The sequence below is a fragment of the Paenibacillus sp. S150 genome, from assembly GCF_019352175.1.
Classification (GTDB): domain Bacteria; phylum Bacillota; class Bacilli; order Paenibacillales; family Paenibacillaceae; genus Paenibacillus_AQ.
Genome location: NZ_JACBYI010000017.1, coordinates 73,195 through 97,555 on the forward strand (window position 1 = coordinate 73,195; position 24,361 = coordinate 97,555).

14 protein-coding genes are annotated in these 24,361 nt (G+C 53.4%); 11 read left to right on the plus strand and 3 right to left on the minus strand.

The window, feature by feature from the left end; all coding sequences use genetic code 11:
• Positions 1-41: 41 nt before the first annotated feature.
• The 4 genes from HYD27_RS16700 (at position 42) to HYD27_RS16715 (ending at position 4,728) form a co-directional block, all read left to right on the plus strand.
• The gene (locus tag HYD27_RS16700) at positions 42-422 is read left to right on the plus strand and encodes a response regulator transcription factor (protein WP_219217072.1); all 381 of its coding nucleotides are present in this window, start codon (positions 42-44) and stop codon (positions 420-422) included.
• Positions 400-2,004, plus strand: a complete 1,605-nt coding sequence (locus HYD27_RS32710) for a PAS domain-containing protein (protein WP_219217005.1) — start codon at positions 400-402, stop codon at positions 2,002-2,004. The genes HYD27_RS16700 and HYD27_RS32710 overlap by 23 nt, the downstream gene beginning before the upstream one ends.
• Before the next feature lie 89 nt (positions 2,005-2,093).
• Positions 2,094-3,653 (plus strand): ATP-binding response regulator, encoded by a 1,560-nt coding sequence (locus tag HYD27_RS16710; RefSeq protein ID WP_219217007.1) that lies wholly within the window; start codon positions 2,094-2,096, stop codon positions 3,651-3,653.
• A gap of 100 nt (positions 3,654-3,753) precedes the next feature.
• A complete protein-coding gene (locus tag HYD27_RS16715) occupies positions 3,754-4,728 on the plus strand; it encodes an aldo/keto reductase (RefSeq protein WP_219217009.1) in 975 nt (324 codons plus the stop codon).
• A gap of 1,315 nt (positions 4,729-6,043) precedes the next feature.
• Here the strand turns inward: HYD27_RS16715 and HYD27_RS16720 are convergent.
• The gene (locus HYD27_RS16720) at positions 6,044-6,748 is read right to left on the minus strand and encodes a DUF421 domain-containing protein (protein ID WP_219217011.1); all 705 of its coding nucleotides are present in this window, start codon (positions 6,746-6,748) and stop codon (positions 6,044-6,046) included.
• Between the two features lie 192 nt (positions 6,749-6,940).
• On the opposite strand from HYD27_RS16720, the gene lspA reads away from it, so the two are divergent.
• The 4 genes from lspA (at position 6,941) to map (ending at position 12,517) form a co-directional block, all read left to right on the plus strand.
• Positions 6,941-7,399, plus strand: coding sequence for a signal peptidase II (gene lspA, locus HYD27_RS16725; protein ID WP_219217013.1), 459 nt, complete (start codon positions 6,941-6,943; stop codon positions 7,397-7,399).
• A 569-nt stretch (positions 7,400-7,968) separates the two neighbouring features.
• Positions 7,969-9,831 (plus strand): assimilatory sulfite reductase (NADPH) flavoprotein subunit, encoded by a 1,863-nt coding sequence (locus tag HYD27_RS16730; RefSeq protein WP_219217074.1) that lies wholly within the window; start codon positions 7,969-7,971, stop codon positions 9,829-9,831.
• A gap of 32 nt (positions 9,832-9,863) precedes the next feature.
• Positions 9,864-11,588 (plus strand): assimilatory sulfite reductase (NADPH) hemoprotein subunit, encoded by a 1,725-nt coding sequence (cysI, locus tag HYD27_RS16735; RefSeq protein ID WP_219217014.1) that lies wholly within the window; start codon positions 9,864-9,866, stop codon positions 11,586-11,588.
• 182 nt (positions 11,589-11,770) lie between these two features.
• Complete coding sequence (gene map / locus HYD27_RS16740; protein WP_219217016.1) at positions 11,771-12,517, plus strand: type I methionyl aminopeptidase; 747 nt, start codon at positions 11,771-11,773, stop codon at positions 12,515-12,517.
• A 184-nt stretch (positions 12,518-12,701) separates the two neighbouring features.
• Here the strand turns inward: map and HYD27_RS16745 are convergent, their stop codons facing one another.
• Positions 12,702-13,106, minus strand: coding sequence for a CBS domain-containing protein (locus HYD27_RS16745; RefSeq protein ID WP_219217018.1), 405 nt, complete (start codon positions 13,104-13,106; stop codon positions 12,702-12,704).
• A gap of 75 nt (positions 13,107-13,181) precedes the next feature.
• Positions 13,182-16,307, minus strand: coding sequence for a hybrid sensor histidine kinase/response regulator (locus HYD27_RS16750; protein ID WP_219217021.1), 3,126 nt, complete (start codon positions 16,305-16,307; stop codon positions 13,182-13,184).
• A gap of 444 nt (positions 16,308-16,751) precedes the next feature.
• On the opposite strand from HYD27_RS16750, the gene HYD27_RS16755 reads away from it, so the two are divergent.
• The 3 genes from HYD27_RS16755 to HYD27_RS16765 all read left to right on the plus strand — a co-directional run bounded on the left by HYD27_RS16755 (position 16,752) and on the right by HYD27_RS16765 (position 24,144).
• The gene (locus HYD27_RS16755) at positions 16,752-17,915 is read left to right on the plus strand and encodes a small-conductance mechanosensitive channel (protein WP_219217023.1); all 1,164 of its coding nucleotides are present in this window, start codon (positions 16,752-16,754) and stop codon (positions 17,913-17,915) included.
• A gap of 13 nt (positions 17,916-17,928) precedes the next feature.
• Positions 17,929-23,352, plus strand: coding sequence for a diguanylate cyclase (locus tag HYD27_RS16760; protein ID WP_219217024.1), 5,424 nt, complete (start codon positions 17,929-17,931; stop codon positions 23,350-23,352).
• A gap of 123 nt (positions 23,353-23,475) precedes the next feature.
• Complete coding sequence (locus tag HYD27_RS16765; RefSeq protein ID WP_219217026.1) at positions 23,476-24,144, plus strand: cupin domain-containing protein; 669 nt, start codon at positions 23,476-23,478, stop codon at positions 24,142-24,144.
• The last annotated feature ends 217 nt before the right edge of the window (positions 24,145-24,361 follow it).

The following is a 24,361-nucleotide window of genomic DNA, read 5'->3' on the forward strand; positions in this document are numbered from 1 at the left end:
ACGTATACAGCATCAGGAGTCACAGAAAGGTGAAAATTGAAATGCAAAAAGTACTTGTAGTGGATGATGAAGAGGTTCTGCGCATGCTGATCGAAGACACGCTGGAGAACTTGGAGCATGCGGTCATCCATACGGCTGAGAACGGTGCCGAGGCGCTGGCCAAGCTGTCGGATGAGCTGTATGATCTGGTCATTCTGGATTATATGATGCCCGAGATGACCGGAATTGAAGTATTGGAGTCTCTTGGAAAAGAACAAACCGGCGCCATGCCTATCATGATGCTGACCGCCAAGGCGCAGGAGAACGACCGGAGCAGGGCCAGAGAGGCGGGGGCGCGTTATTTCATGCCCAAGCCGTTCAGTCCCATGGAGCTTCTGCAGATTGTGGAGGGCATACTCAGTGAGAACAGCGAAGCCCGCTAACAGCAGCATCAAAACGAAATATTACCGTATTATAGCCTTGTTGTTCCTCCTCATTGTCCTGACTGTGTGCATCCTTTTCTTTTACATAAATACACAGCAAAGCAAGCTGAAGGCGGACCGGGACGTCCTGCAGGCCAAAACGGACACCATAAACGAGCTGGCCGGAGCGGTGAATGAGGTGTTTTTTCGGGCCAGAGGCTATGTTGCCCTGAAGAGCGGCAGTGAGCTGGAGCTGCTTAATGCGGCGCTGGAGAATCTGGACGGCATTTTGAATCAATACACCGGTCTGGACTTGTCAGAGGAAGAGGCGAGGTACCGCGACGATCTGTCGGCTTTCTATACCCGTTATAAGAATCAAATTCTGCCGCAGGCTATAAAGCTGGTCGAGAGCGATGATTATGAGGGGATCAGAACACTGTCCCAGAGCGGCAGCACGCAGTCCCTGAATGATTTTCTCCTGTACACCAAGGCCTTCAAGGCCGGGTCGGATGAAGAGCTGACTGACATGGCGGACCGTTCCATTCGGAAGGCCGACAGCTATACTGTGGTTGCTTTTGGCATCACCGCTTTTTTGCTGCTGTTCTTCACCCTGATGATCTGGCGGATGCTGAAGATTCTGATCGATCCGATTGTCCGGCTGGAGGAGGCGACCCATTCGCTTGCGGCGGGTGAGGCGGTTCTGCTCGGCAGCCTGCATAAGCAGGATGAGATCGGGCGGTTGTATGAGGCGTTCCTGGACATGGCCCGCAGCATTCAGGACAAGGAAGAAGAGCTGACGATGCAGAACGAGGAGCTGCACGCCCAGCAGGAGGAGCTTCAGGGACAGCAGTTCAGGCTGGAGCGGTCCTTAAGCGAGATTGAGAGCATGATGAAGGCGCTCAATCAGACCTCAGCCGTCGGCATATTGTCGGACAAAGGGGTATTCACTTACGCCAATGACAATCTGAGCAGCTACACAGGCTACGGCAATTCTGAAATTATCGGCTATCCCTACCGTTTATTCGAGCTGCTGAATATTACCGCCTCCCACCTGGAGCAGGTCATTGCCAGATTATCGACCGGCGGCATCTGGAGCGGGGAAATTGAAGCCCGGGTGAAGGAGGGGACAGCGTCCGTATGGCTGCATATGACCGTTATGCCTTACTTGAACGACGAGGGCAAGATCTACCAGTATATCCTGATCGCGAACAATATCACCTCCCTGAAAAGTGTGCAGCAGCAGCTTGCGGTTACCCTGCAGAATACGGAGCAGACCTCCCTGCTGCTGGAGCGTTATAACCAATTGAACCATGAGCTTACGTATACGCTGGACAAACAGGAATTCGCCGAGAAATTCAGCGGGTTCATGAACCGGATTTACGGCTTTGATGCGAGTCTGTTTCTGCTCGTCAAGGACAAGATTGCCATCGTCAAGGGTGTGCCGCAGCAGAATGTGGAGCGTTACCTCGAGCATAGCCAGTCCGACATGCTGTACGCCTGGGTACGGAGAAATCCTACATTGTCAAAAGAACAGGCTCGCCCCGGGAGCAGGGCATTTCACCGGACGAGGTCTATTGCTACGATTACTACACTTCGGTTGTAAACGCCGGTGATGAGATTCTGGCGGTATTCTGCGGAAGCCGCATCGGGCGCACCTTTACCGACGAGGAGACCAGTGAGATCCAGGGCCTGATGAGCCGGGCAGCGCTGGCGATTGAACGGCTCATGATGTATGAAGAAATCGAACATGGGCGCAAGCTGAACCGGGATATCATTAACAATGTCAACGAGGGAATCCTGTTCGTCAATACTGACGGTGTGATGCAGCACATCAACAAAGCGCTCAGCCAGCTGTTCGAATACAGGGAATGGACCGAAGGCACGCTTGTTCCGGCGGAGGACTGGCTGGATGCGTTCAGCGGAAGGTCCAATGAATCGGCAGAGCTGCGGCAGTTCTACGTGAACGCGATGTCCGAATTGGCCGCGGATTCCAGCACCAAGTATTCACTCGGCAAGGAGGAGATCAAGCATGTGGATGTCTATGCGATTCCGGTGCTTCGCCGTGAAGACCGGATCGGCACGCTCTTTGTACACCGCGATATTACCCGTGAATATGAGCTTGACCTGATGAAGTCCGAGTTGGTAAGCACGGTCAGCCATGAACTGCGGACACCGCTGTCAAGTGTTCTCGGCTTCACGGAGCTGCTGCTGTCCAAAACGATGAAGCCGGAGAAGCAGCTGAAATATCTGGAGACCATTCATAAGGAAGCCAAACGCCTGACCGAGCTGATCAATGACTTTTTGGATCTGCAAAGAATGGAATCCGGTACGCAGCAATACAGCGTTGAGCAGGCACACCTCAGCGAAATTGTTCTTGGCGTCATTGATCAGTACAAGCTCAGCAGCACCCACCATATTCTGCTGGAAGACGATGCGCTGCATGATGAAGTGGCGGTAGACAAGGACAAAATGGTCCAGGTGCTTACCAACCTGCTCAGCAATGCGATCAAATTCTCGCCGGGAAGCCGTGAAGTCAGAGTGCAGCTCCAGAACGAGCCGAACCGCATTGTTGTGCGGATTAAGGATCAGGGGCTGGGCATTCCCAAGAATCAGCTCGGCCAGCTGTTCCAGAAATTCAGAAGAGTGGACAACAGCGCATCCAAGCGGATCGGCGGAACCGGGCTGGGGCTGGCAATCTGCAAGGAAATTATTGAAAAGCACAAGGGTGCCATCGGCATTGAGTCGGTTGAGGGCGAAGGAACTGCCGTATGGTTCAGCCTGCCTGTACTGCTGGCGGAAGACGGCCGGCATGCGGAGGAAATGTCCAGGCGGGGCGAAGGCAAGGAGCAGAAGCCGAATGTGATGATTGTGGAGGATGATTACAGCCTGTCGCTGCTGCTCTCGGAGGAGCTTAAGGGCAAGGGCTTCCGGGTCACCCATCATTATTATCCGCAAAAAGCATTCGACCAGGCGCTGAAGTCGCCTTTTGCAGCCATCGTGGTGGATCTGATGCTGGGTGAGGAGCTGAACGGGTGGGATCTGATCCGTATGCTCAAAAATGATTCCCGGACCGAAAGGATTCCGATTGTGATCTCCTCTGCGCTGGATCAAACGGAAAAGGGGCTGCTGGAGAACGTGGAGACATATCTGACCAAGCCTTACCCTCCAGGCGAGCTGTCGAATACACTGCAGGAAATTGTGGAGATCAGGCTGAAATCGGGAGAAGTGCTTTTTCCGGACCATGACAGTTAAAAAAGACTGCCGGTAAGGCTTGCCTTACAGTGGACTCTAAGGTTTATAGTGAAATAGATGCAGACAACAACCAATCAGGAATGAAAGGGAGGAAATGCGGATGAAGTACAGTTATTTGGGAAAATCAGGTTTGAAGGTCAGCCAATTATGCCTCGGCACCATGAATTTCGGTCCGGAAACAGAGGAAAAGGAAGCATTCAAAATTATGGATGCCGCTTTGGACGCGGGCATTAACTTTTTTGATACGGCCAATGTGTACGGCGGCCAGGACCGGCGCGGCTGGACGGAAGAAATTATCGGCCGCTGGTTTCAGCAGGGGGGCGGCCGCCGCGAGAAGGTCGTGCTGGCGACCAAGGTATACAATGACATGTTCGACGAGCTGGACGGCCCCAATTCAGGTGCCGGTTTGTCGGCTTACAAGATCAGACGTCATTTCGAAGGTTCGCTGAAACGTCTGCAGACGGATCATATTGAGCTGTATCAAATGCATCATATCGACCGCAACGTTTCCTGGGACGAGCTGTGGGGCGCCTTTGAAATCCTGGTCTCCCAAGGCAAGGCCGATTATATCGGCTCCAGCAACTTTGCGGGCTGGCACATTGCCGCAGCCCAGGCGAAGGCGAAGGAACGCCATTTCCTGGGTCTTGTCTCGGAGCAGCATCTGTACAATCTGCTGGAGCGTACGCCGGAGCTGGAGGTCCTTCCGGCTTCACAGGAGCTGGGTCTGGGAGTAATTCCATGGAGTCCGCTGGCCGGTGGCCTGCTGGGACGCAATGCGCTGTCCAAGACCGGCGTGCGCAGCGCACGCTCGGACAAGCTGGAGCGGCACCGCAGCCAGCTGGAGCAGTTCTCCGCGCTCTGCAAGGAGCTTGGGGAGCACGAGGATCAAGTGGCGCTGGCCTGGGTGCTGGCCAATCCGGCAGTGACCGCGCCGATCATCGGACCGCGGACGATGGAACAGTTCGAGGACTCGCTGCGGGTAACCGAAATCGTGCTCGATGCGGATACGCTGAAGAAGCTGGACGAGATCTTCCCGGGACCGGGACGTCCGGCACCTGAAGCGTACGCCTGGTAAGAATGCCGGCGGAAATGAACATAAGATACCGGCTGCTGCAGGGTCCCTGCGGCAGCCGGCCTGCGCGAGAGCATCCCTGTGGATGCTCTCGCGTTTTTAAAAGATAAGAATGTATATGTTGCACGCTATACATTAGCCTTATCTTTCTCGCTGAAACGGATACCGTCCTTATAAGGACGGCGAAGCCGTTTCCACTTGAAAGATAAGAATGTATATGTTTTGGGGTCCCCGCAAAGTACCTGAGTCATCATCGAAGCCAAGGCCCCGCTTTGTGGGGTTATTTTGTTTTATTTTTTTTTGCAATTGTGGAGAAGGGGGCATGCAGTTGGGGATCAGTTAATAGGCGCGGTCATCATGCTGAACCTGCAGGTTTGATGTTTTGCAGGAGGAAGCGCGCAATCAGGGAGGACTAACCGGGACCGCAACGCAAGAACGCAACGCAAGAACGCAACGCAAGAACGCAACGCAAGAATGCACCCCAAGAGCGCAACGCAAGAACGCAACCCAAGAGCGCAACGCAAGAATGCAACGCAAGAACGCAACGCAAGAACGCAACGCAAGAATGCACCCCAAGAGCGCAACCCAAGAGCGCAACGCAAGAATGCAACCCCGGGGCAGAGAAGTGAAGTGGAAATAGTACACTTAAAATGAACGGAAAAGCTTACGGTAAAAGGATTAGTGGGAAAAAGTAAACTTATTGTAAGCGTATTTCCCTCTAAAGGCGGCAAACGGATGGATTAGGTATCCTTTTTCCCACTAACGCTTGCGGAGGAGGGGGGGCGGGGAGAATTAAGTTCACTTTTTCCACTTGGCTTACCGCCGGGTTTCAGCGGGCAGCCGTCCACCTGTAATCCCCAGCAGCTACGCTGTCCAGTGAAGGACGGCATAGCCGTTTTGTCCAAAGACAAGAATTTATATGTTAACTTATGATTTCCTGCGTTGGGGATAAGGCTGTTCTCGGGTTGAATCGTCCGCAGGACAAGGCTGTTCCTCTAGTTACGAGCAGGTATCAGATACAGCGGAGCATTAAGGAAGAAGCATATGCTTGAGGGGAGCGGGCGCTGCAGGACAGTGGAATTAGTGCACTTAAATGTAGCTCAAGAGCGTTCAGAGGGGGAACTAGCGGGCATCAGCAGACCTGATTTAAGCAAATTTACTGGTCAGTATGCAAATCGGCCGGATTAAATATCCTTTTGCCCAGCAGTGCTTGTCGGGGGCGGGAGAAGGGGTAGTTGAGTTTATTTTACTTTTTCCATTTAATCACACATAACGCAGCTTATGCTTTCGAATGGGGGGATTTTTGCGGCTGCCTGGGTTAATATTCACCGGGCCTTGTCTTCTGCTCAGTGGCGGGAATTACCGTAAGCTCCCCGTCCTCGCTGATTTCCGCATATGCCACGGAATTCAGATCCGGATGGCCCTGCTCCCGCAGCATCATCCGCAGCCAGGCTTCATCTTGCCCGATACTGGCAAGCGTTGTCTTCTGCACGGTACCGGATTCAACCAGACTGCGGGGGAGACGGGTGCGCGGCGGTGCGATATCCAGCTCCTCCCGTGTGGCCGGTTCGAATTGCGGCTTTTTAAGGATGCTGAGCGATCCGTTGGTTTCATAAATGGCATACGCCACCTCGTTTACGGAGAAAGTATCCTTCGCCCGCAGCATCATCCGCAGCTGCTCGAAATCCAGATTGTTTTTGCGCAGCCTGGTGAGATCAATCTTTCCGTCGCGGATAAGAATTTCCGGTTCGCCCTCCAGCGGCTTGCGCAGCTTGCGGACCCGTTGCGTAACCTTTTCAAATATAATGGAGAGCACAGTCCAGACGGCCAATGTAAACAGCAGCAGTACGGATTTTTCCGGCTCATAAATGGTGTTCCCTACCAGATCGCCAAGGATCACAGCCGAGATAAAGTCAAAGGGCGTCAGCGCGGAAATTTCTTTTTTGCCCAGCATTCTTGTCATTGCCCACAGACCGGTAAAGCCTGCCAGCAGCTTGATTAAAATGGACCCGTACTCCTCCATGGCACTCATCCTCCGCAATTGTTAATCTAAGAGTGTTTAACCAATACATTTTCAGATGTAACATGTAACTAATGCCTGTAGATTAACGAATGGCTTGGAAGAGCGGCAGGGATGAATCCGGGGGCTGCACTGTGTTAAGCTGGATATGGAGAACAACAGTAAGTTTTTTTGTATGCAGAGGAGGCGGACATAGTGCTTTTTTATTTGACAGCCCTATTGGTTATTATCGCGGACCAGGGAGCGAAGTGGCTTGTGCGCTCCAACATGCTGCTGGGAGAGACCATTCCCGTGTGGAGCGGGCGCCTGCAGTTTACATATTACGAGAACAGCGGCGCTGCATTCAGCTCCTTTCAGGGCTTTGGCCAGTATTTCGCCATCGTTGCCGTGGTCTTTGTCGCGGCGGTGTTCTATTACAGGCACAAGGGAGAGCTTCGAGGGCCATTGCTGGAAGCGGCCAGCGGCCTGCTGGTCGGTGGGGCCGTCGGCAATGCCATCGACCGGGTCATTTACCGGCAGGTGACGGATTTTCTGGTCTTCGGCAGCCGGGGAGGCATTATGAACCTGGCGGATCTGGCGATCAACGCCGGAGGGCTGCTGGTTGTGCTGCATCTGCTTAAGGAGCCGCTGAAACGGGTGCTTGCAAGAAGGTAAAGAAGACGCTGAAGTGCTGCCCTTTGCTCAGAATTAGCGGAAAACGGGTGAATCCCCTACTATCCTCAGCACCGCCGCCATGCAGCGGACCGGGAAGCTCTTGTTTCCGGGGAAGGCATGCTTTTGCCAAGCGAACGGACTCCAGTGGACTTCTGTCCGGAGATTTGTCCGAAAAAGGGCATTTCGGGAGCTGATGAGCTAGCTCCGGTCCGCTGGGGTAAAGAGAACTGGCCGTAAGATAGGAATGACATTGGGCACCGGGACCAAGCAGCGACAAGCAGCGGCCCCTGATGCCGCAGCTTTAGTTCCGGTGTTCAGCCTGCGCGGATTTTGCAGGTGCCAAGTATCATTTTATCTAATAGAAGTTATCATAAATTGTAATAAAGCCGCTTAAATCAGAGTGAAAAACTCTGATTTAAGCGGCTTTTGTGCGTTTTATTGAATTTATTGGATTATAAGCAATTATATGCGGGGTTTGAGTCTCGTTGATCGTTTCTAGTAATTGTGATAGCCTGAATTTATGATGTTAAGAGGGAAGCAGATTTCATGCTGAGGAGAGGTCGATATTGTTGCAATTACAAGTTACGAACAGTCCTTTTAATGAAGAACAGGTTGAGCTACTGAACCGTCTTCTGCCGTCGCTGACGCAGACGCAGCAGATTTGGCTGGGCGGCTACATATCCGCAATGACATTGCAGGGGGCTGCAGCTGTCTCCGCTGCAGCCCCGGCCGCCGTGCTTGCGGCACCCGCTGAAGCAGCTTCTTCTGCTGCTGCGGTGGCCCAGCCGGTTATATCCCGCGAGGTAACCGTGCTCTTCGGATCTCAGACCGGGAACTGCCAGCGTCTCGCGTCCAGCCTGTCGCGCAGGCTGGAGGAGCAGGGCTTCAAGGTCACGGTATCCGCAATGAACAGCTTCAAGCCGAACGCGCTGAAGAAAGTGGAGAATCTGCTGATTCTGGTCAGCACCCACGGCGAAGGCGAGCCGCCGGATAACGCCCGTTCCCTGTATGAATTTCTCTACAGTAAAAGAGCGCCGCAGTTGAATCAATTGCGCTTCTCGGTGCTGGCGCTGGGCGATACCTCCTATGAGTTCTTCTGCCAGACCGGCAAGGACTTCGATCAGAAGCTGGAAGAGCTCGGCGGACAGCGCCTGAGCCCGCGCGTGGATTGCGATCTGGACTATGACGAGCCGGTCGCCGGGTGGATTGCGCAGGTGACTGCCGCTCTTAGCGGTGCCGAGAGTGCTCCTGGTACTGCTGAAGAGGCCGTGCTCGCTGCGGAGCATGCGGAATCGCTGCAATCCGCGTATTCGCGGAATAATCCTTACCATGCCGAGGTTCTGGAGAATCTGAACCTGAACGGACGCGGCTCTGACCGTGAGACCCGCCACCTGGAGCTGTCCCTCGCAGGCTCCAATATCACGTTCGAGCCCGGCGACTCCCTGGGGGTGTACCCCGAGAATCATCCCCGGCTGGTAGATGAGATTATTGCCGCTATGGGCTGGGATGCCGGGGAATCCGTCCCCCAGAACAAGAAGGGGGAAGAAGGCCCGCTCCGTGAGGCGCTTCTCCGCCACTATGAAATTACTGTCCTGACCAGGCCGCTGCTGGAGCAGGCAGCTAAGCTGTCCACAGCTGCCGCGCTGCACGGCCTGCTGCTGCCGGACAAGGCGCAGCAGCTGAAAGAGTATATCCAGGGACGCGATCTGCTGGATTTAATTCAAGACTTTGCGCCTTGGAATGTGCCGGCCCGCAGCTTCGTCACGATTCTGCGCAAGCTGCCGGCAAGGCTGTACTCCATTGCCAGCAGCTATAACGCCAATCCCGACGAGGTTCATTTCACCGTGCGTGCGGTGCGGTATGAAGCCCATGGACGACAACGCTACGGCGTCTGCTCGGTTCACTGCGCAGAGCGTGTGCAGCCTGGAGACACGCTGCCGGTATATATCCAGAACAATCCGAATTTCAAGCTTCCGGCGAGTCCGGATGTGCCTGTAATCATGATCGGTCCGGGTACGGGAGTCGCTCCGTTCCGCTCGTTCCTGGAGGAACGGGAAGAGCAGGGTGCAGAAGGCAAAACATGGCTGTTCTACGGAGACCGCCATTTCGTGACGGACTTCCTGTACCAGACGGATTGGCAGCGGATGCTGAAGGACGGCGTGCTGAATAAGCTGGATGTGGCTTTCTCCCGGGATACGGAAGAGAAGGTATACGTGCAGCACCGCATTCTGGAGCACAGCAGCGAGCTGTATGCCTGGCTGCAGGAAGGCGCCCATATCTATGTCTGCGGTGATGAGAAGCATATGGCCCACGATGTGCATTCCGCGCTGATCAGCGTCATTCAAGAAGAAGGCGGGCTGAGCCCTGAAGCGGCGGCGGCCTATCTGGACAGCCTGCAGCAAGAGCAGCGCTACCAGCGCGATGTGTATTGAAGCATAAACAAACAGGGAGGAGACTTGCAGCAATGGCGAATAATAAACCAGTGGTGAAGCCCATCGGCGGCCCGCCAAGCGATGTTGAACATATCAAGCTGGAGAGCAACTACCTGCGGGGGGCCCTTGTGGAGACGCTAAGCAATCCGATCACCGGCGGCCTGCCCGAAGACGACAACCGCCTGCTCAAGTTCCACGGCAGCTATATGCAGGATGACCGTGATTTGCGCAGCGAGCGGGAGCGCTCGAAGCTGGAGCCGGCTTATCAGTTCATGCTGCGCGTGGTGGCTCCGGGCGGTGTCGCGACTCCGGCCCAGTGGCTGGTTATGGATGAGCTGGCCCATAAATACGGCAACGGCACATTGCGGCTGACTACAAGACAAGCCTTTCAAATGCATGGAGTGCTCAAATGGAATCTGAAAAAGACCATCAAGAGCATTAACGATACGCTGATGACCACTCTCGCAGCCTGCGGTGACGTCAACCGCAATGTGATGAGCGGTCCCAATCCGTACCAGTCGGAGGTTCACGGCGAGGTCTATGAGTGGGCACGCCGAATCAGCGACCATCTGTCGCCGCGCACGCCTGCCTATCATGAAATCTGGCTGGATGGCGAAAAGGTAGTGGACAGCAAGGCGGGGGTGGAGGTGGAACCGATTTACGGTCCCGTCTATCTGCCGCGCAAATTCAAAATCGGCCTGGCGGTGCCGCCGTCCAATGATGTGGATGTCTTCTCGCAGGACCTTGGTTTCATCGCTGTTCTCGAAGACGGCAAGCTGGCCGGATTCAATGTCACGGTGGGCGGCGGCATGGGCATGACCCACGGCGATACCGCCACCTATCCGCAGCTTGGCCGGATGATCGGCTTCTGCCGGCCGGAGCAGTTGATTGATCTGGCTGAGAAGACGGTGACCATCCAGCGGGACTTCGGCAACCGCTCAGTCCGCAAGAATGCCCGCTTCAAGTACACCATCGACCGCCACGGTCTGGATTGGTTCACCGGAGAGCTGCATAACCGTCTGGGCTGGGAGCTTGAACCGGCGCGCCCTTATCACTTTGACCATAACGGGGACCGTTATGGCTGGGTGAAGGGCGTGAACGGCAAATGGAATCTCACGCTGTATATCCAAAGCGGACGGATTCACGACACGGAAGGCAGTCAGCTAATGACGGGCCTGCGGGAAATCGCCAGAATTCACACCGGGGATTTCCGGCTGACCCCCAACCAGAACCTGATTATTGCCAATGTCAGCAGTGCGAAGAAACGCAAGGTTACGGAGCTGGCCAAGCGGTATGGATTGACTGACGGGGCAAATCACTCGGCCCTGCGGCGGAGCTCTTTATCCTGTGTCGCGCTGCCGACCTGCGGGCTGGCGATGGCCGAGGCGGAGCGTTATCTTCCGCTGCTGCTGGATAAGCTCGAGCTGATCATTGATGAGGCGGGGCTTCGGGATGAAGAGATTGTCATCCGCATGACCGGCTGCCCGAACGGCTGCGCCAGACCGGCGCTGGGAGAAATCTCGTTCATCGGGAAGGCTCCGGGCAGATATAATATGTATCTGGGTGCCGGTTTTACCGGAGACCGGCTCAATAAGCTGTACAAGGAAAATATCGATGAGAAGGAAATTCTGGAGACGCTTGAACCGATTATCCACCGGTATGCCAAGGAACGCCGGAGCGGCGAGCACTTCGGGGACTTTGTGATCCGCAGCGGGTATGTTAAGGCGGTCACCTCCGGACTTGATTTTCACGACTGAATCACAAACAGGCCTGTTCTCCTGTTATAAGGGGGACGGGCTTGTTTCTTCTTTTTTTAACGGATTCAAGATTAAATTTGGATTTTTGGCGATTATCTTACATAATATAGAGGAGCATCACCAAACCATTACCAAGAGCCATTATAGTAAGTAATGTGTTCTGTACAGAAGAGGCGAAACAAATGATCATCATGAAAACGATGGAAGAGATCGGAAAAATGCGGGCAGCCGGCAGGATTCTTGCGGAATGCCACCGGCAAATCGCTCAAATCCTCAAACCGGGAATTACAACTTGGGAAATCGACCAGTTTGCCGAGAAATTCATCCTGTCCCAAGGGGCAACCCCGGAGCAAAAAGGTTATCACGGCTATCCTTATGCCACCTGCGCATCTGTAAATGATGTGATCTGCCATGGATTTCCGAAGCACGAGGAACTCAAGGACGGGGATATCGTGACCATTGATATGGTGGTGAATCTGAATGGCTGGCTGGCGGATTCCGCTTGGTCCTACGCCATCGGCAACATCAGCGAAGAGGCGGAGAAGCTGCTGAATACCACCAAAGAGTCTTTGTTCAAGGGGATTGAGCAGGCCGTGGCAGGCAACAGGATCGGGGATGTTGCCCATGCAATACAGGTATATGCCGAATCGAACGGCTTCTCGGTCGTACGCGATTTCATCGGGCACGGCATCGGCTCGGAGATGCATGAAGCACCGGAAGTGCCGCACTATGGACCCGCAGGCAAGGGGCCGCGCCTCAAAGAGGGCATGGTATTTACCATTGAGCCGATGCTGAATACCGGCAGCTACCGAACCAAGGTGGATGCGGACGGTTGGACCGCGCGCACCATTGATGGCGGCCTGTCGGCGCAGTATGAGCATACACTGGCCATCACCCCGCAGGGTACGATTATCCTTACTGAGCTGTAACGACCATGCGCCCTCCAGGGCCCCTTCCGTGAGAAGAAGCCCTGGAGGGCGCATTTGCATTTCCCGGCTTCAGCCGGCCGGAAGTACTCAGGCCGGTTTGTGTGACACGGATCGAGCTTCTGACGGCTGCGCCTTCCCGACGAAGGATTGTGCAGCCGCAGCTGTATCTTAGGGGCAATCCCTTCTAGTCCGTGATATTCCGGGTGTAATATTCAATAATGTCCTTCCGGCGGATAATGCCCAGAAAGACGCCTTTATCATCGATAACCGGGACGAAATTCTGATCCGCCGCAAGTGTCAGCATATCCTCCATCTGGGCGTGAATCTCGACACTCTCGTTGTGCACATGGCGCTGAATATCGCTTACTGTCACCTCCCGCATATTCTCAAAGCTTAAGCCTGCCGTATTCTTCAGCTTCCACAGCAGGTCGCCCTCGGACAAGGTTCCAACATATTTGCCTTCTTCGTCAATGATCGGAATGGCCGAGTAATAATGATGCTCCAGTTGCTCCAGGGCCTCCAGCATGCTTAAGGAGGACGTAATGAACGATACCTGATCTTTAGGCAGTAAAAATGAGGATATTTCCATAGGTTAGGCTCCTTTACAGCAGAATTTGCAGATCGCAGTACCTTCATTAAAACATAGAATGCTATGTAAACGCATTTAAAAATTCTTTACCGGGATCATGAAAGACACAGTTGTGCCTTGGCCAGGCTTACTCTGAATAGACAGTCCACGGCCATACAGCTGTGTCAGACGCCGGTTTGTGTTATGCAGGCCGATACCTCCGCTCGGCTTGCGGGAACTATCCAGCAGATGGCTGACCTGTTCCGCTGACATGCCTTTTCCGTTGTCCCTTACCTCGTAGACCGTGAAGCCGTCCCTGCTGTGAATATGAATGCCCAGCAGGCCTCCGCGCGAACGGCTCAGCAAACCATGTCTGACCGCATTCTCTACAAGCGGCTGCAGCGTGAGCGGAGGGAGGGCGGGATTGATTCCGGCCTCAACATCCCATTCAATCGACAGCCGCTCCTCAAACCGCGCTTTTTCGATATACAGGTAAGCCCGGACCAATTCAAGTTCATGAGAGAGTGCAACCTGCTGATGCGAGTTCATATAATTAAAGCTGATGCGCAAATAGGAGGAAAAGGCCTCGCCGAGATCGCGCATTTTTGCGGTATCCATTTCACTTAAGGCCATAATTGAATTTAGGGTGTTGAACAGGAAATGCGGCTGGATTTGCGCCTGCAGGTAGGCGGCTTCCATGCGCAGCTTCTCATCAATGGATTGCTTGAGCCCTGTTAATGAACGCACCCGGTATTTCAGCTCCAGGCCGTCAACCGGCTTGGCCAGATAATCGTTTGCACCGGACAGAAAGCCCGCATATATATCCTCGGGCTGGCTGCGCGCGGTCAGAAGCAGAATGGGCAGCTCGGATATTGAAAAGCGTTCACGAACGGTCCGGGTCAGCTCATACCCGGACATATGCGGCATCATCACATCGGCAATCAGGAGATCCCATTGCTCCGTACCCAGCAGATTCAAGGCTTCATGGGCGCTCAGCGCGGTCCTGATATTATAATTCCCGGTAGCGAGGATACTGGACAGGACCTTGAGGTTGATGGAGTCATCATCCACTGCCAATATATTGATCCGGTCCTCGGATGTTTGGGATTTCCCAGCCTGCGGATCATTCCATACTGTGGACAACGGGGCATAACGGCTTGGCCGGAGACCGGAATGAACGGCAGAGCTTGCATTCTCCGGCAGCTCACCGCCGGAGATGCCGGAAGATGGCAGAGTGGCCAATTCAAATGTATCAGCGAGCGGAAGCGTAAAGCTGAACTCAGAGCCTTGTCCAGGTTCCGAGCGTACAGTAAGGGTTCCTTCATGAAGCTCCACCAGCTGTTTGCAGATACTCAGCCCCAAACCGATTCCGCCGCCGCCGTTTATACCCTGTTGTCCTTGTTCATAGGGTTTGAATATGCGGGCTAACGTCTCCGTATCCATCCCTGCACCCGTATCGGCAACACGGATAAGCATTTGCTTGCCCGTAATTTCGGCGGAGACGGCAATGCGGCCTCCGGCCGTATATTTGACTGCATTGTGCAGCAGGTTGAACAGAATCTGCACCAGGCGCTGCTCATCTGCCCATACGGGGGGCAGCGAGTCCGCAATGTTGTTCTTCATTGCCAGCGTACGGCCTTCTGTCATAAATTCAAGCATATCCATGACGCCGGAGACCAGGGCTTGAAGCTGCAGCGGCTCCTGTTTCAGCAGAATCCGCTTATCCTGAAGCCGCGTCATGTCAAGCAAATCGTTCAGCAAATGCGACATCCGGCGGCTGATGGTAAGGAGCAGCTTCATGTCCTGTACACTTTTCTGGTCCATAACCGGTTGCTCCTTGGCCGCAATAGTCTGGGCGATGCTGATTATGCCATGGAGAGGCGTTCTGAGCTCATGTGAGGTATTAGCCAGAAACTGGTCCTTCAGCCGGTCATTTTCCTGCAGCTGGCGGTTGAGCCTGGCATTCTCCGCCGAATTGCGGAAATACCGCTTGAACCAATAAGCGGAGAAGCCGACAATCGCCGCAATGATATCAACCGGATAGTAGTAGCTGCTTGTTCTTCCGTTGGATTCAAAAACACCCCACAGCACACTGGAAACTATGGCGACTGCGGCAAAGAGCAGAAAGACGGCATCCTCTTGTTCCTGCAGCACCATTCGGACAATTTTGTAAATTACGCCTGCTATCGGGAGCAAATACAGTAAAGTAAAGATTGGAGTAGAGTAAAAAACGTATTCAGAAGGCATGATCAGCAGGAAAGCGGAATAAAGGCCCAGTGCAGCTGCATAGCCCTTGAAGAGCTTGCCCAATTTCAAGCTTCCGGTGAAGCTTTGGGCCAGCAGCAGCATAAGAAAGGACAGCCACATATAGGATAAAAGCTTGATCTTCAGCGCCCAGGTATAATTAATCGGCAGCCACAGCAGCAGCAGGGCATCATTGTCAGAGGCGATGGAAATGCCGGCTGCAGCCAGGAGCAGAAAGAAGATTAAAAAAATTTTTTGCCGGGGATTGAAGCAATACAGAATCCCTGCGTACAAAGCATGAAGCAGAAGGATGATGAATGCGGCCAGCTGAAAGCCAATCGAGTACCAACGCTCTGTGTCTATCGCCGCTTGTGCTCCGAAGCGGATGGAACGGACAATGCCTCCGTTTACAGGATGGTCGAAGTTGGCGACGCGGACGAGCAGCTCAATCTCCTGCCTGTCACCGGCAATATAAGTTGCCGTGTAGGACACAGCGTCAGGAATGTATCTTTCCTTGCTTTCAGCCAGGCGTCCGAAGGCAGGCTCCTTCTGCCCGTTAATCTCAACCTCCGAGGCTGCCTGGATACGCTGCATCCAGAATCCGTAAGGTTCACTGAGCGGCTGGCCGGTGAGTATCCGCAGCTTATAGGTTCCGAAGCCGAAGGAGGAACGCTCTTCGTCCGGAAACCCGCTGCTCCAGTCGCCCGGAACGATGGCAATGCGCCGCTCTGCGCCGGACTGTGCAAAGTCTTGATGTGTCAGGAATTTGCCCGGGTAGAATTCCCACTCCCCGTCCAGAGGAATCGAGCGGGAGCCTTCGATATCAAAGCTGCGCAAATCCAGCACCCCTTGAACGGCCTGCGGATGCTCGGGAGTGGCATAGGCATTTACCCAAAACCACCGGATTCCCAGCAGGACGGCCAGATACAAAATTACAAGGGATATATTTTTCAGGAAAAATGCCGGTTTCTTCATCATGAATTTTTATTGGGCACGAATTTCGTGTTCTCCTCTTTCAGTGTAAGCATCACAAGCCATCGGCAGGCTTCTGTTCCGCGAAAACGGGACTTGTCAGCATAAAAAAAGGATACAGCATCTCCTGAATCGCTCAGGGCTCTATATCCTGGCTGTACTTGGATGAAGGTTTGAAGTTAAGCATTGTCGCCGTTCTGTCCGTTATCCTGGCTGAGCTGCCAAATAATCCCGAATTGAAGTTGTTGATTCATGGCAGTCGCTTGATTTTCACATTGTACCATGTGCCTGTCTTTTTAGAAATATACAGTGCTGTATCTGCCGGGGGGCCTGAAAATGGGGGGATGAAGGGCAAACCAAGCAGGAATATTCTGGGCAGATATCGAATAGTTCCGGTTATCAACAAAATTCGACTTTTCATTTTCCTACATAACAGGGGGAACCGCCATAATGAAAAAAAACAAGATATTGTTCCTGATTGTGACGTTTGGCTTGATCTTTCTTCTCCCCTTGATCGGCAGTCTGGCCAAGTGGAAGGGGCTGCCGCCGGGGTATGGTGACTTTCCCGCACAAAAGGCGGAGGCCGATCCGGGCTTCAGCCTGCTGTATTTTTCCCTGGCATGCATTGTTGCATTGCTGATTACGCTGATTCTGGTTTTCCCCGGGTGGTTCGGCTTCAAAAAGACTAAAGCGGCGTCCTCCCCGAAAGAGGGGGCTGTCCCGTTCCCGGTCTGGTTCTGGTGGAGCCTGCCTGTGCTTGCCATCAGCTGGTTTCTGATGTGGGCACGGATCAAGCTGGTCTTTTCGCTCGAATCATATACCTTTGTCCCTTTGTGGTGGTCGTTTATCTTAATTCTGGACGGTCTGGTGTACAAAAGAAACAAAGGCGCATCGATCATTTCGCGCAAGCCGCATGTGATGCAGCTGCTGGCTGTAGTGTCCTGCTTCAGCTGGTTTGCTTTTGAATATCTCAATTTCTTTGTGGTTGAGAACTGGTATTATCCGAACAATGAGGTGTTCTCGAACTTTGGCAATGTGTTCTGGTTCTCTCTGTCGTATACGACGGTGCTCCCGGCAATCTTCGAGTGGTACCTGCTGCTCAAGACCTCCCGTGCGTTCAGGAACCGCTATAAAAACGGGCCGAAATTCAACGTGTCCCGGACTTTTCTGATCATTTACTATGTGCTCGGACTGATTTTGGCATTTGGCATGGGCTTTTATCCTTACCTGCTGTTCTGGGTGCTGTGGGTGGCGCTTGTTCCGATGCTGTCCGCCGCTATGGCGCTTGCGGGCTACTGGACGCCGTTTACTCCGGTCAAGAACGGGGATTGGTCCAATGTCATCCTGATCGGGCTCGCGACGCTGTTTAATGGATTCTTCTGGGAGTTCTGGAATTTCGGCAGCGGGTGGTTCCATGATTCCCTGCCCACCAACCCCAACTACTGGAAATACTCCGTCCCTTATCTGGACAAATTCCATATTTTCTCCGAGATGCCCGTCCTGGGGTATTTCGGCTATCTCTTCTTTGGGCTGAACTGCTGGATTATATGGCTGATTGCCGCCTATATATTTAAATTTGATGCCGATATTGAAGTGGCGGGAGATCACAGCTAAAGGTGGAGTGGGTATGATTGCGTTTGATCAATACGAGAGGCTGGAAACCATTTCCGATCAATATTTAAAAGCTGTTTACAGATGCATCGATCCCGTAACCGGCGAAAAGGTAATCCTGAAAATACTCAAGCCGGGGGCTGCCGGAACGGAAGCAGTGATGCGCTTTAAGCAGGAATATAAGCTGCTCCGGGAGCTGAGCGGCAGTACAAGCGGCGTTATTAGGCCCTTCAGGCTGGACGAGCAGAATGGCTGCTGCATTATGGTGCTGGAGGATATCCAGGGACAATCGCTCAAGAAAATTCTGGCGGAGGACCTGCCGGACCGTAAGACGCTGCTGCAGCTGGCGGTCAGGATTGTTGATATACTGGGAGCAATTCATGAACGGAACGTCATTCACAAGGATATCAAGCCCTCCAATATTATCTGGAACAGAGAGCAGGATATAGTGCAGATCATTGATTTCGATCTTGCCGTGAAGCTGTCCAGAGAGAAGCGGGATTTCCAGAACAGCGGTGTGCTGGAGGGGAGCCTCCTGTACATTTCACCTGAGCAGACCGGCAGAATGAACCGCAGCATCGACTACCGCAGTGATTATTACTCGCTGGGAGTAGTCCTCTATGAGATGATGACCGGCACGAAGCCTTACGATGCGGAGGAGATGCTTGAACAGATCTATTCCATTATTGCCAAAGAAGCGGTACCGCCCTATAAAGCAACCGGGGGCAAGGTCCCAAGCAGCCTTTCGGCAGTGATTATGAAGCTGATGGAGAAGTCCCCGGAGAACCGGTACCGCAGCGCATACGGCATAAAGGCAGACCTGAAGAAATGCCTCGCCGGCCTGGAGGATTTTGCGGTTGGCGCAGAAGACCGGATGAATATCTTCCGGATTCCGCAGAAATTATACGGCCGCGAGCAGGAGCTTGGGCGCCTCGCGGATGCTTTTCGCAGAAGTGTCAGGGGCAGCTCGCAGCTGTTGCTGGTTACCGGAGAAGCCGGTGTCGGCAAAACCGCACTGGTGCATGAGCTGCACAAATACATAAGCCAGGAGAAAGGGCTGTTTGCGGAAGGCAAGTTCGACCAGTACAACAAAAACATTCCTTATAGTGCCCTTATCCAGGCTTTTCGGCGGTTGCTCAGCCAGCTGACGGATAGTCCTGATGAGGATCATAAATCGTATATCCGGCGGTCATTGGCCAAGGCGCTTGACGGAAATGGCAGTTTGATTGCGGGTCTGATCCCGGAGCTTGAAGGCTGGATTGGCGTTCAGCCGGAGATGGAGCATTTGAATCCGGCAGAAGAAACCAACCGTTTCTATCTCACCTTTGCCAGGTTTATCGAAGGGATCACCCATAATGAACGGCCGCTGGTCCTGTTTCTGGATGATGTGCAGTGGGCGGATTATTCCAGCCTGCAGCTTGTTGAGCAGCTGTTGCGCAGATCTCAGCTGCAACGGATGCTCATCGTCTGCTCCTACCGGCAGAATGAAATCCATGAGGGGCATCCGCTTTTCGGTTCCATTGCAGCCTTGGAGAAAAGCGGGGAGGTCGGAAGAATTTTTCTGAATTCCTTATCTGCCGACAAGGTAGGCAGCCTGATTGCCGATACGTTCTACACTGCCTCCGGCAAGGTGGATGAGCTTACGGAAGTAATCTATAAGCGGACGAAAGGCAATGCTTTTTTTGTGAATGAATTACTGAAGAATTTGTACAAGAACGGTTATGTGTACTTTGACGAGGCCCAGGACATGTGGAGCTGGAGGCTCCAGGAAATCCTCGGCTTGCCGGCCAGTGACAGTGTGGTCGATTTTCTGATGCTGAAGCAATTGGAATTGCCGGAGAACGTGCGCAGAATTCTGATGATGAGTGCCGCCGTGGGCAATGTCTTCGATCTGGGGATATTGGCCTTGATCGCGGGGGAACCGCTTGAGCTGATTGCGCAGGCAATTGCCACGGCAGTCGAGGAGGAGTTTATTGTACCCGAGGACCACCGGTATGCACTGGTTTCCAGCTTCCTGGCAGAGCCGGAAGAGGACGCGCTGCGGAGGCTGGACATCCGGTTCAAATTTGCGCATGACCGGATTCAGCAGGCTTTTTACCAGATGCTTGACGGCGGGAAAAGCGGTGCTCTGCATATGGCCATCGGCCGGTTGCTGCTGGAGCGGCTGGCACCGGAGGAAGCCGAAGAGATTATCGTCGACATTGCCGCGCATTTGAACAAAGGGCTGGACGGGCTTGCCGGCAAGACGGAAACCGATGAAGTGGTCGGGATCAATCTGAGAGCCGCCCGCAAAGCGAAGGCTGCCTTTGGCTATGACTCGGCCTTCAAGCTGCTGGAAGTGAATATCCGCCTGCTTCAAGAGGAAGCCTGGGATGAGAACGTACCGCGAACAGCGGAAATTTACAAGCTGTATGCGGAATGCGGGTATTTGACCCATGAGGTGGAAGCGGCGGATTCAGCTTGTGCGGTTCTGGTCAGGCATACGAAGCACAGGCTTGACCTCGCCGGAATTTATGAAATGCAGGCCAACCATTATATGTATCTTGGAATGATGAAGGAGTCTATAGCTTCGGGCAGGCTGGGGTTATCCGTACTGGGTGTGCAAATTCCTGCCAAAGTGGGGATGGGGGCAGTCCTTAAGGAGCTTGTGAAGATTAAAACCGCGCTGCGGAGAAGAACGGCCGAGAGCATTTTTGCAGCTCCTGAAATGAAAGACCCGGAGATGAAGCTGGTGATGCGTCTGCTGATCAACTTTATCCCTCCGGCTTTTATTTCCGGAGAAACCCCATTGTTTGGGCTGGCCGTTCTGAAGAAGGTGGGGCTTACACTGAAGCATGGAAATGCTCCCGAGTCTGCTCTCGCATTCATCGGCTATGCGATGCTGCTCTCGGGTTTTGGCGATTCCAAGGGGGCTTTTGACTATGGACGCCTTGGCATCCGCATCAATGACCAATTTAACGACCTGCAATGGAAAGGGGCCGCGCATGTATTATATACATTGTTTTGCCATACATGGACCGAACCGTGGGACACGCTGCAGGAGTGGTTCGCCGCCTCTATAGATGCCAGCCTCCGGACGGGAGATTTGCTCTATCTGGCTCATTCCTGCTTTTATGTGAATCTCTGGAATCCGGTGATGGATATTGCTGCGAATCTGCAGGAGAGCACCCGGATGATCGCCATGATCGAGAATACCGGATACAAAGAGTCGCTGAGCACTGCCCTGCTGTCCCGGCAATATTTACTGAATCTGGCGGGGGAGCTGGAGAACCGTATATCCTTTGACAGCGAAGCGTTCAGTGAAGCGGCCTATCTCCGTGAGCTGGAAGCCGCCAAATATTATTCGGGCATCGCCATTTACTATATTTATAAAATGAAGCTGCTGTTCACCTATGAGAACTACAGCGAGTCTCTGGCCTATATCGACAAAGCCTACCCGATTATCGGCACGCTTGCCGGCTCCGCGTTTATGGAAGAGTTCGCCCTGTACACGTTCCTGAATTTGGCATATGCGTATAACGGTTTAAGTCCGGGGCGCAAAATACAGGCCAAGGCCAGAATGCGCAAGGAATACTGCCGGATGCGCAAATGGGCCAAACACGCTCCGGGAACCTTCCGCCAGCATGAGCTGCTGATGAAAGCCGAATGGGCCAGAATCTCCGGACGGGATGATGAAGCGGGGAAGTTCTACGATCTGGCGATCGAGACCAGCGGGCAGGGCAGCTTCGTGCGGTACAAGGCGCTGGCCAATGAGCTGGCTGCCCGCTTTTATTACCGGAAGGATTTCAAGGAATTTGCCGCGTATCTGCTGAGACAGTCAGCATATTATTATTCCGTCTGGGGTGCCAAAGGGAAAATAGCTTTTATTCATGAGCGGTACCCGGACATCATCATGAGAATCAATACCAAGGAGTTCCTGCATGGCCGTACAGTCACGGATTATTCAGAAAGTCTGGACCTGGGTTCCATGATTCTGGCTTCACAGGCTATCTCCAAGGAAATTGAGCTGAACAACCTGCTGGAAGCGCTCATGGAAATCGTCATCAAGAATGCCGGAGCGCAAAGAGGCTGCATTCTGATGACCTCCAAGACGAGCCTCCTTGTGGAAGGCGAATACCGGCCTGTGGAGGACAAGATTACAGTGGCCGTGCATGACCGGACAAGGTACGACCATTTGCCCTATTCCATTCTGGAGCAGGCGGAAGAGAGCCGGGAGAGTGTAATCTACAATGATGCATTTTCAGAAACCCCGTTCGTCAATGACCCTTATATTGTCAAACACCGGCCCAAATCGATGGTTTGCATGCCGCTGATCAACCAGAGCAAGACCATTGCGGTCATTTATCTGGAAAATAATCTGGCGGCAGGCGTATTTACCAAAGAACGGATGAAAATTATCAACCTCTTGTCGCGGGAAATGGTTTTTTCGCTGGAAAATGCGACGCTGTATTCCGAGCTGGAGCGCTCGGAGGAAAAGTACCGGGAGCTGGTCAACAATTTGCAGGACGGCATTTTTATTACCCAGGACAAAAGATGCAAATATGTCAATGAGGCTTTGGCGCAAATGCTTGGGTATGAAACCGAAGAGATGCTGGGGCAGCCTTTTGAGAAGTTCATCAGCTGCCCGGAGCGGGAGAAGGTAATGCATTATTATGACAGAAGGGTCGAAGGAAAGCAGGCTCCCTTTGAATATGAGACGAGGCTGCTCCATAAGGACCAGGTCCGGGAAGTAATCGTGATCCACAAAGTTACCCGGATCAACTACATGAACCAGCCGGCCATCCAGGGAACCGTCAAGGACATCACGGAGCGGAAGAAGGCGGAGCAGGAGCTGCTGCGGCATAAGGAGCATCTGGAGGAGCTGGTTGCGGAGCGCACCAAGGAGCTGGAGCTGAACAATGAGGAGCTGAATAAATACATTCAGCTGATTGAACAGATTTCCATCACGGATGAGCTGACAGGCCTGTATAACCGCAGATATTTCAACAAGCTGTTCCTGGAGGAAGTGGAAAAGGCGGCAGTGGATAAGCAGTACCTTACCTATCTGATGCTCGATATTGACTATTTCAAGAAATACAATGATACCTATGGGCATTATGAGGGCGATACGGTATTGCGCAGAGCGGGCACCCTGCTGCGGGAGCTGGCGGCGCGTGCCAACGGCTTCGCATTCCGGCTTGGCGGAGAAGAGTTCGGTATCGTCGTCAGAGGGTTCACTCCCCGGCAGTCATCCGAATATGCCGAAACCATCCGGAGAAGCATTGCCGAGCTGCGGATAGAGCATGCGCTTAGTCCGGAATATGGGATTATTACCGTTTCCATTGGCGTTGCCGCGGTGCGCGTGGACCTTCTCCGCGAAGAGGATATTTACAAGCTCGGCGATGATGCGCTGTATCAGTCCAAAGCAGAAGGCAGAAACTGCGTTACGCTGTTTCAGTAGCCCGCGCGGGGGCTGCAGAATGAGCGATATGTGTCAATAATTCGCTTCCTGGCATAGAGTAACTAGACGAATACCCAGTGCGCGTTCAATTCAGAAGGCGTACCTACTAGGAGGAAAGCACATATGACGGATGTTGTTCTGCAGTCGCCGGATGTGAAGCTGGCTGCCGATTCGAATCAGGTACTTAACTATCAGGCTAATTCCTACAACTATATTACTCAGTTGTTCGGAGCCCAGCTTCCGGCCATCCGGAACGGATTTTTTAATGCGCATTTGAGCAAGGGGTTCATTATCCAGCCGCACTGGCATACGAATGTGACCGAGATGGTTTTTGTAATCAGCGGGGAACTGATTACCTCTGTGTTCGACCCGTTTACGCAGAAGCTGGTTACCTATCAGCTGAAGCCCGGTCAGGTTTCCATCTTTCCGAAGGGCTGGTTTCACTGGATCGTGGCCGTGAGCGACCAGGTCCATTTCCTCACAATCTTCGATCAGCCGACACCGGATATTGTGTATGGATCGGACTTCCTGCGTACGGTTCCGAAGGAAGTGATCCAGCGCGCTTATTGCATCAGCGAAGAGGATTACGCCAAAGCGGTGGCGCCGCTGAAGGAATCCGTCATTATCGGACCGCCGCCGGGCTGCAATCTGGCCGGCAGCAATGCCGGACCGGGCAATAAAGGAGCATTTGCCGAATCGGCGGCCCCGAATTCCCGGGTTGCTCCCCGGAGCGGCGCTGCCGCCCGGCAGCAACCCGGGGCGTACCCCCCTTATCCGGCGGGGCTGAGATAAGGAGGATGGCGGGAAAGGGTTTTGCCTAAGGAAACAGCAGCCGTCCCGGGTCCGTTCCCGGGACGGCTGCTGTTTGTGCCAGACCTCCTTGAAGACCGCAGTCAAATTTGGATTCCCAAGAAGGGCCTGTCCGGCTGCTTATGCCGGTTCAAAGCTTGTTCCAATGAGGCCCGGGAGTATGGTTACACCTTGTGCAATCAATACTCATGGAGTATAT

Coding starts and splice junctions, on each gene's coding strand:
- HYD27_RS16700 (WP_219217072.1), top strand. CDS start 42: ATGCAAAAAGTACTTGTAGTGGATGATGAAGAGGTTCTGCGCATGCTG.
- HYD27_RS16710 (WP_219217007.1), top strand. CDS start 2,094: ATGAGCCGGGCAGCGCTGGCGATTGAACGGCTCATGATGTATGAAGAA.
- HYD27_RS16715 (WP_219217009.1), top strand. CDS start 3,754: ATGAAGTACAGTTATTTGGGAAAATCAGGTTTGAAGGTCAGCCAATTA.
- HYD27_RS16720 (WP_219217011.1), bottom strand. CDS start 6,748: ATGGAGGAGTACGGGTCCATTTTAATCAAGCTGCTGGCAGGCTTTACC.
- cysI (WP_219217014.1), top strand. CDS start 9,864: ATGGCGAATAATAAACCAGTGGTGAAGCCCATCGGCGGCCCGCCAAGC.
- map (WP_219217016.1), top strand. CDS start 11,771: ATGATCATCATGAAAACGATGGAAGAGATCGGAAAAATGCGGGCAGCC.
- HYD27_RS16745 (WP_219217018.1), bottom strand. CDS start 13,106: ATGGAAATATCCTCATTTTTACTGCCTAAAGATCAGGTATCGTTCATT.
- HYD27_RS16750 (WP_219217021.1), bottom strand. CDS start 16,307: ATGATGAAGAAACCGGCATTTTTCCTGAAAAATATATCCCTTGTAATT.
- HYD27_RS16755 (WP_219217023.1), top strand. CDS start 16,752: ATGAAAAAAAACAAGATATTGTTCCTGATTGTGACGTTTGGCTTGATC.
- HYD27_RS16760 (WP_219217024.1), top strand. CDS start 17,929: ATGATTGCGTTTGATCAATACGAGAGGCTGGAAACCATTTCCGATCAA.
- HYD27_RS16765 (WP_219217026.1), top strand. CDS start 23,476: ATGACGGATGTTGTTCTGCAGTCGCCGGATGTGAAGCTGGCTGCCGAT.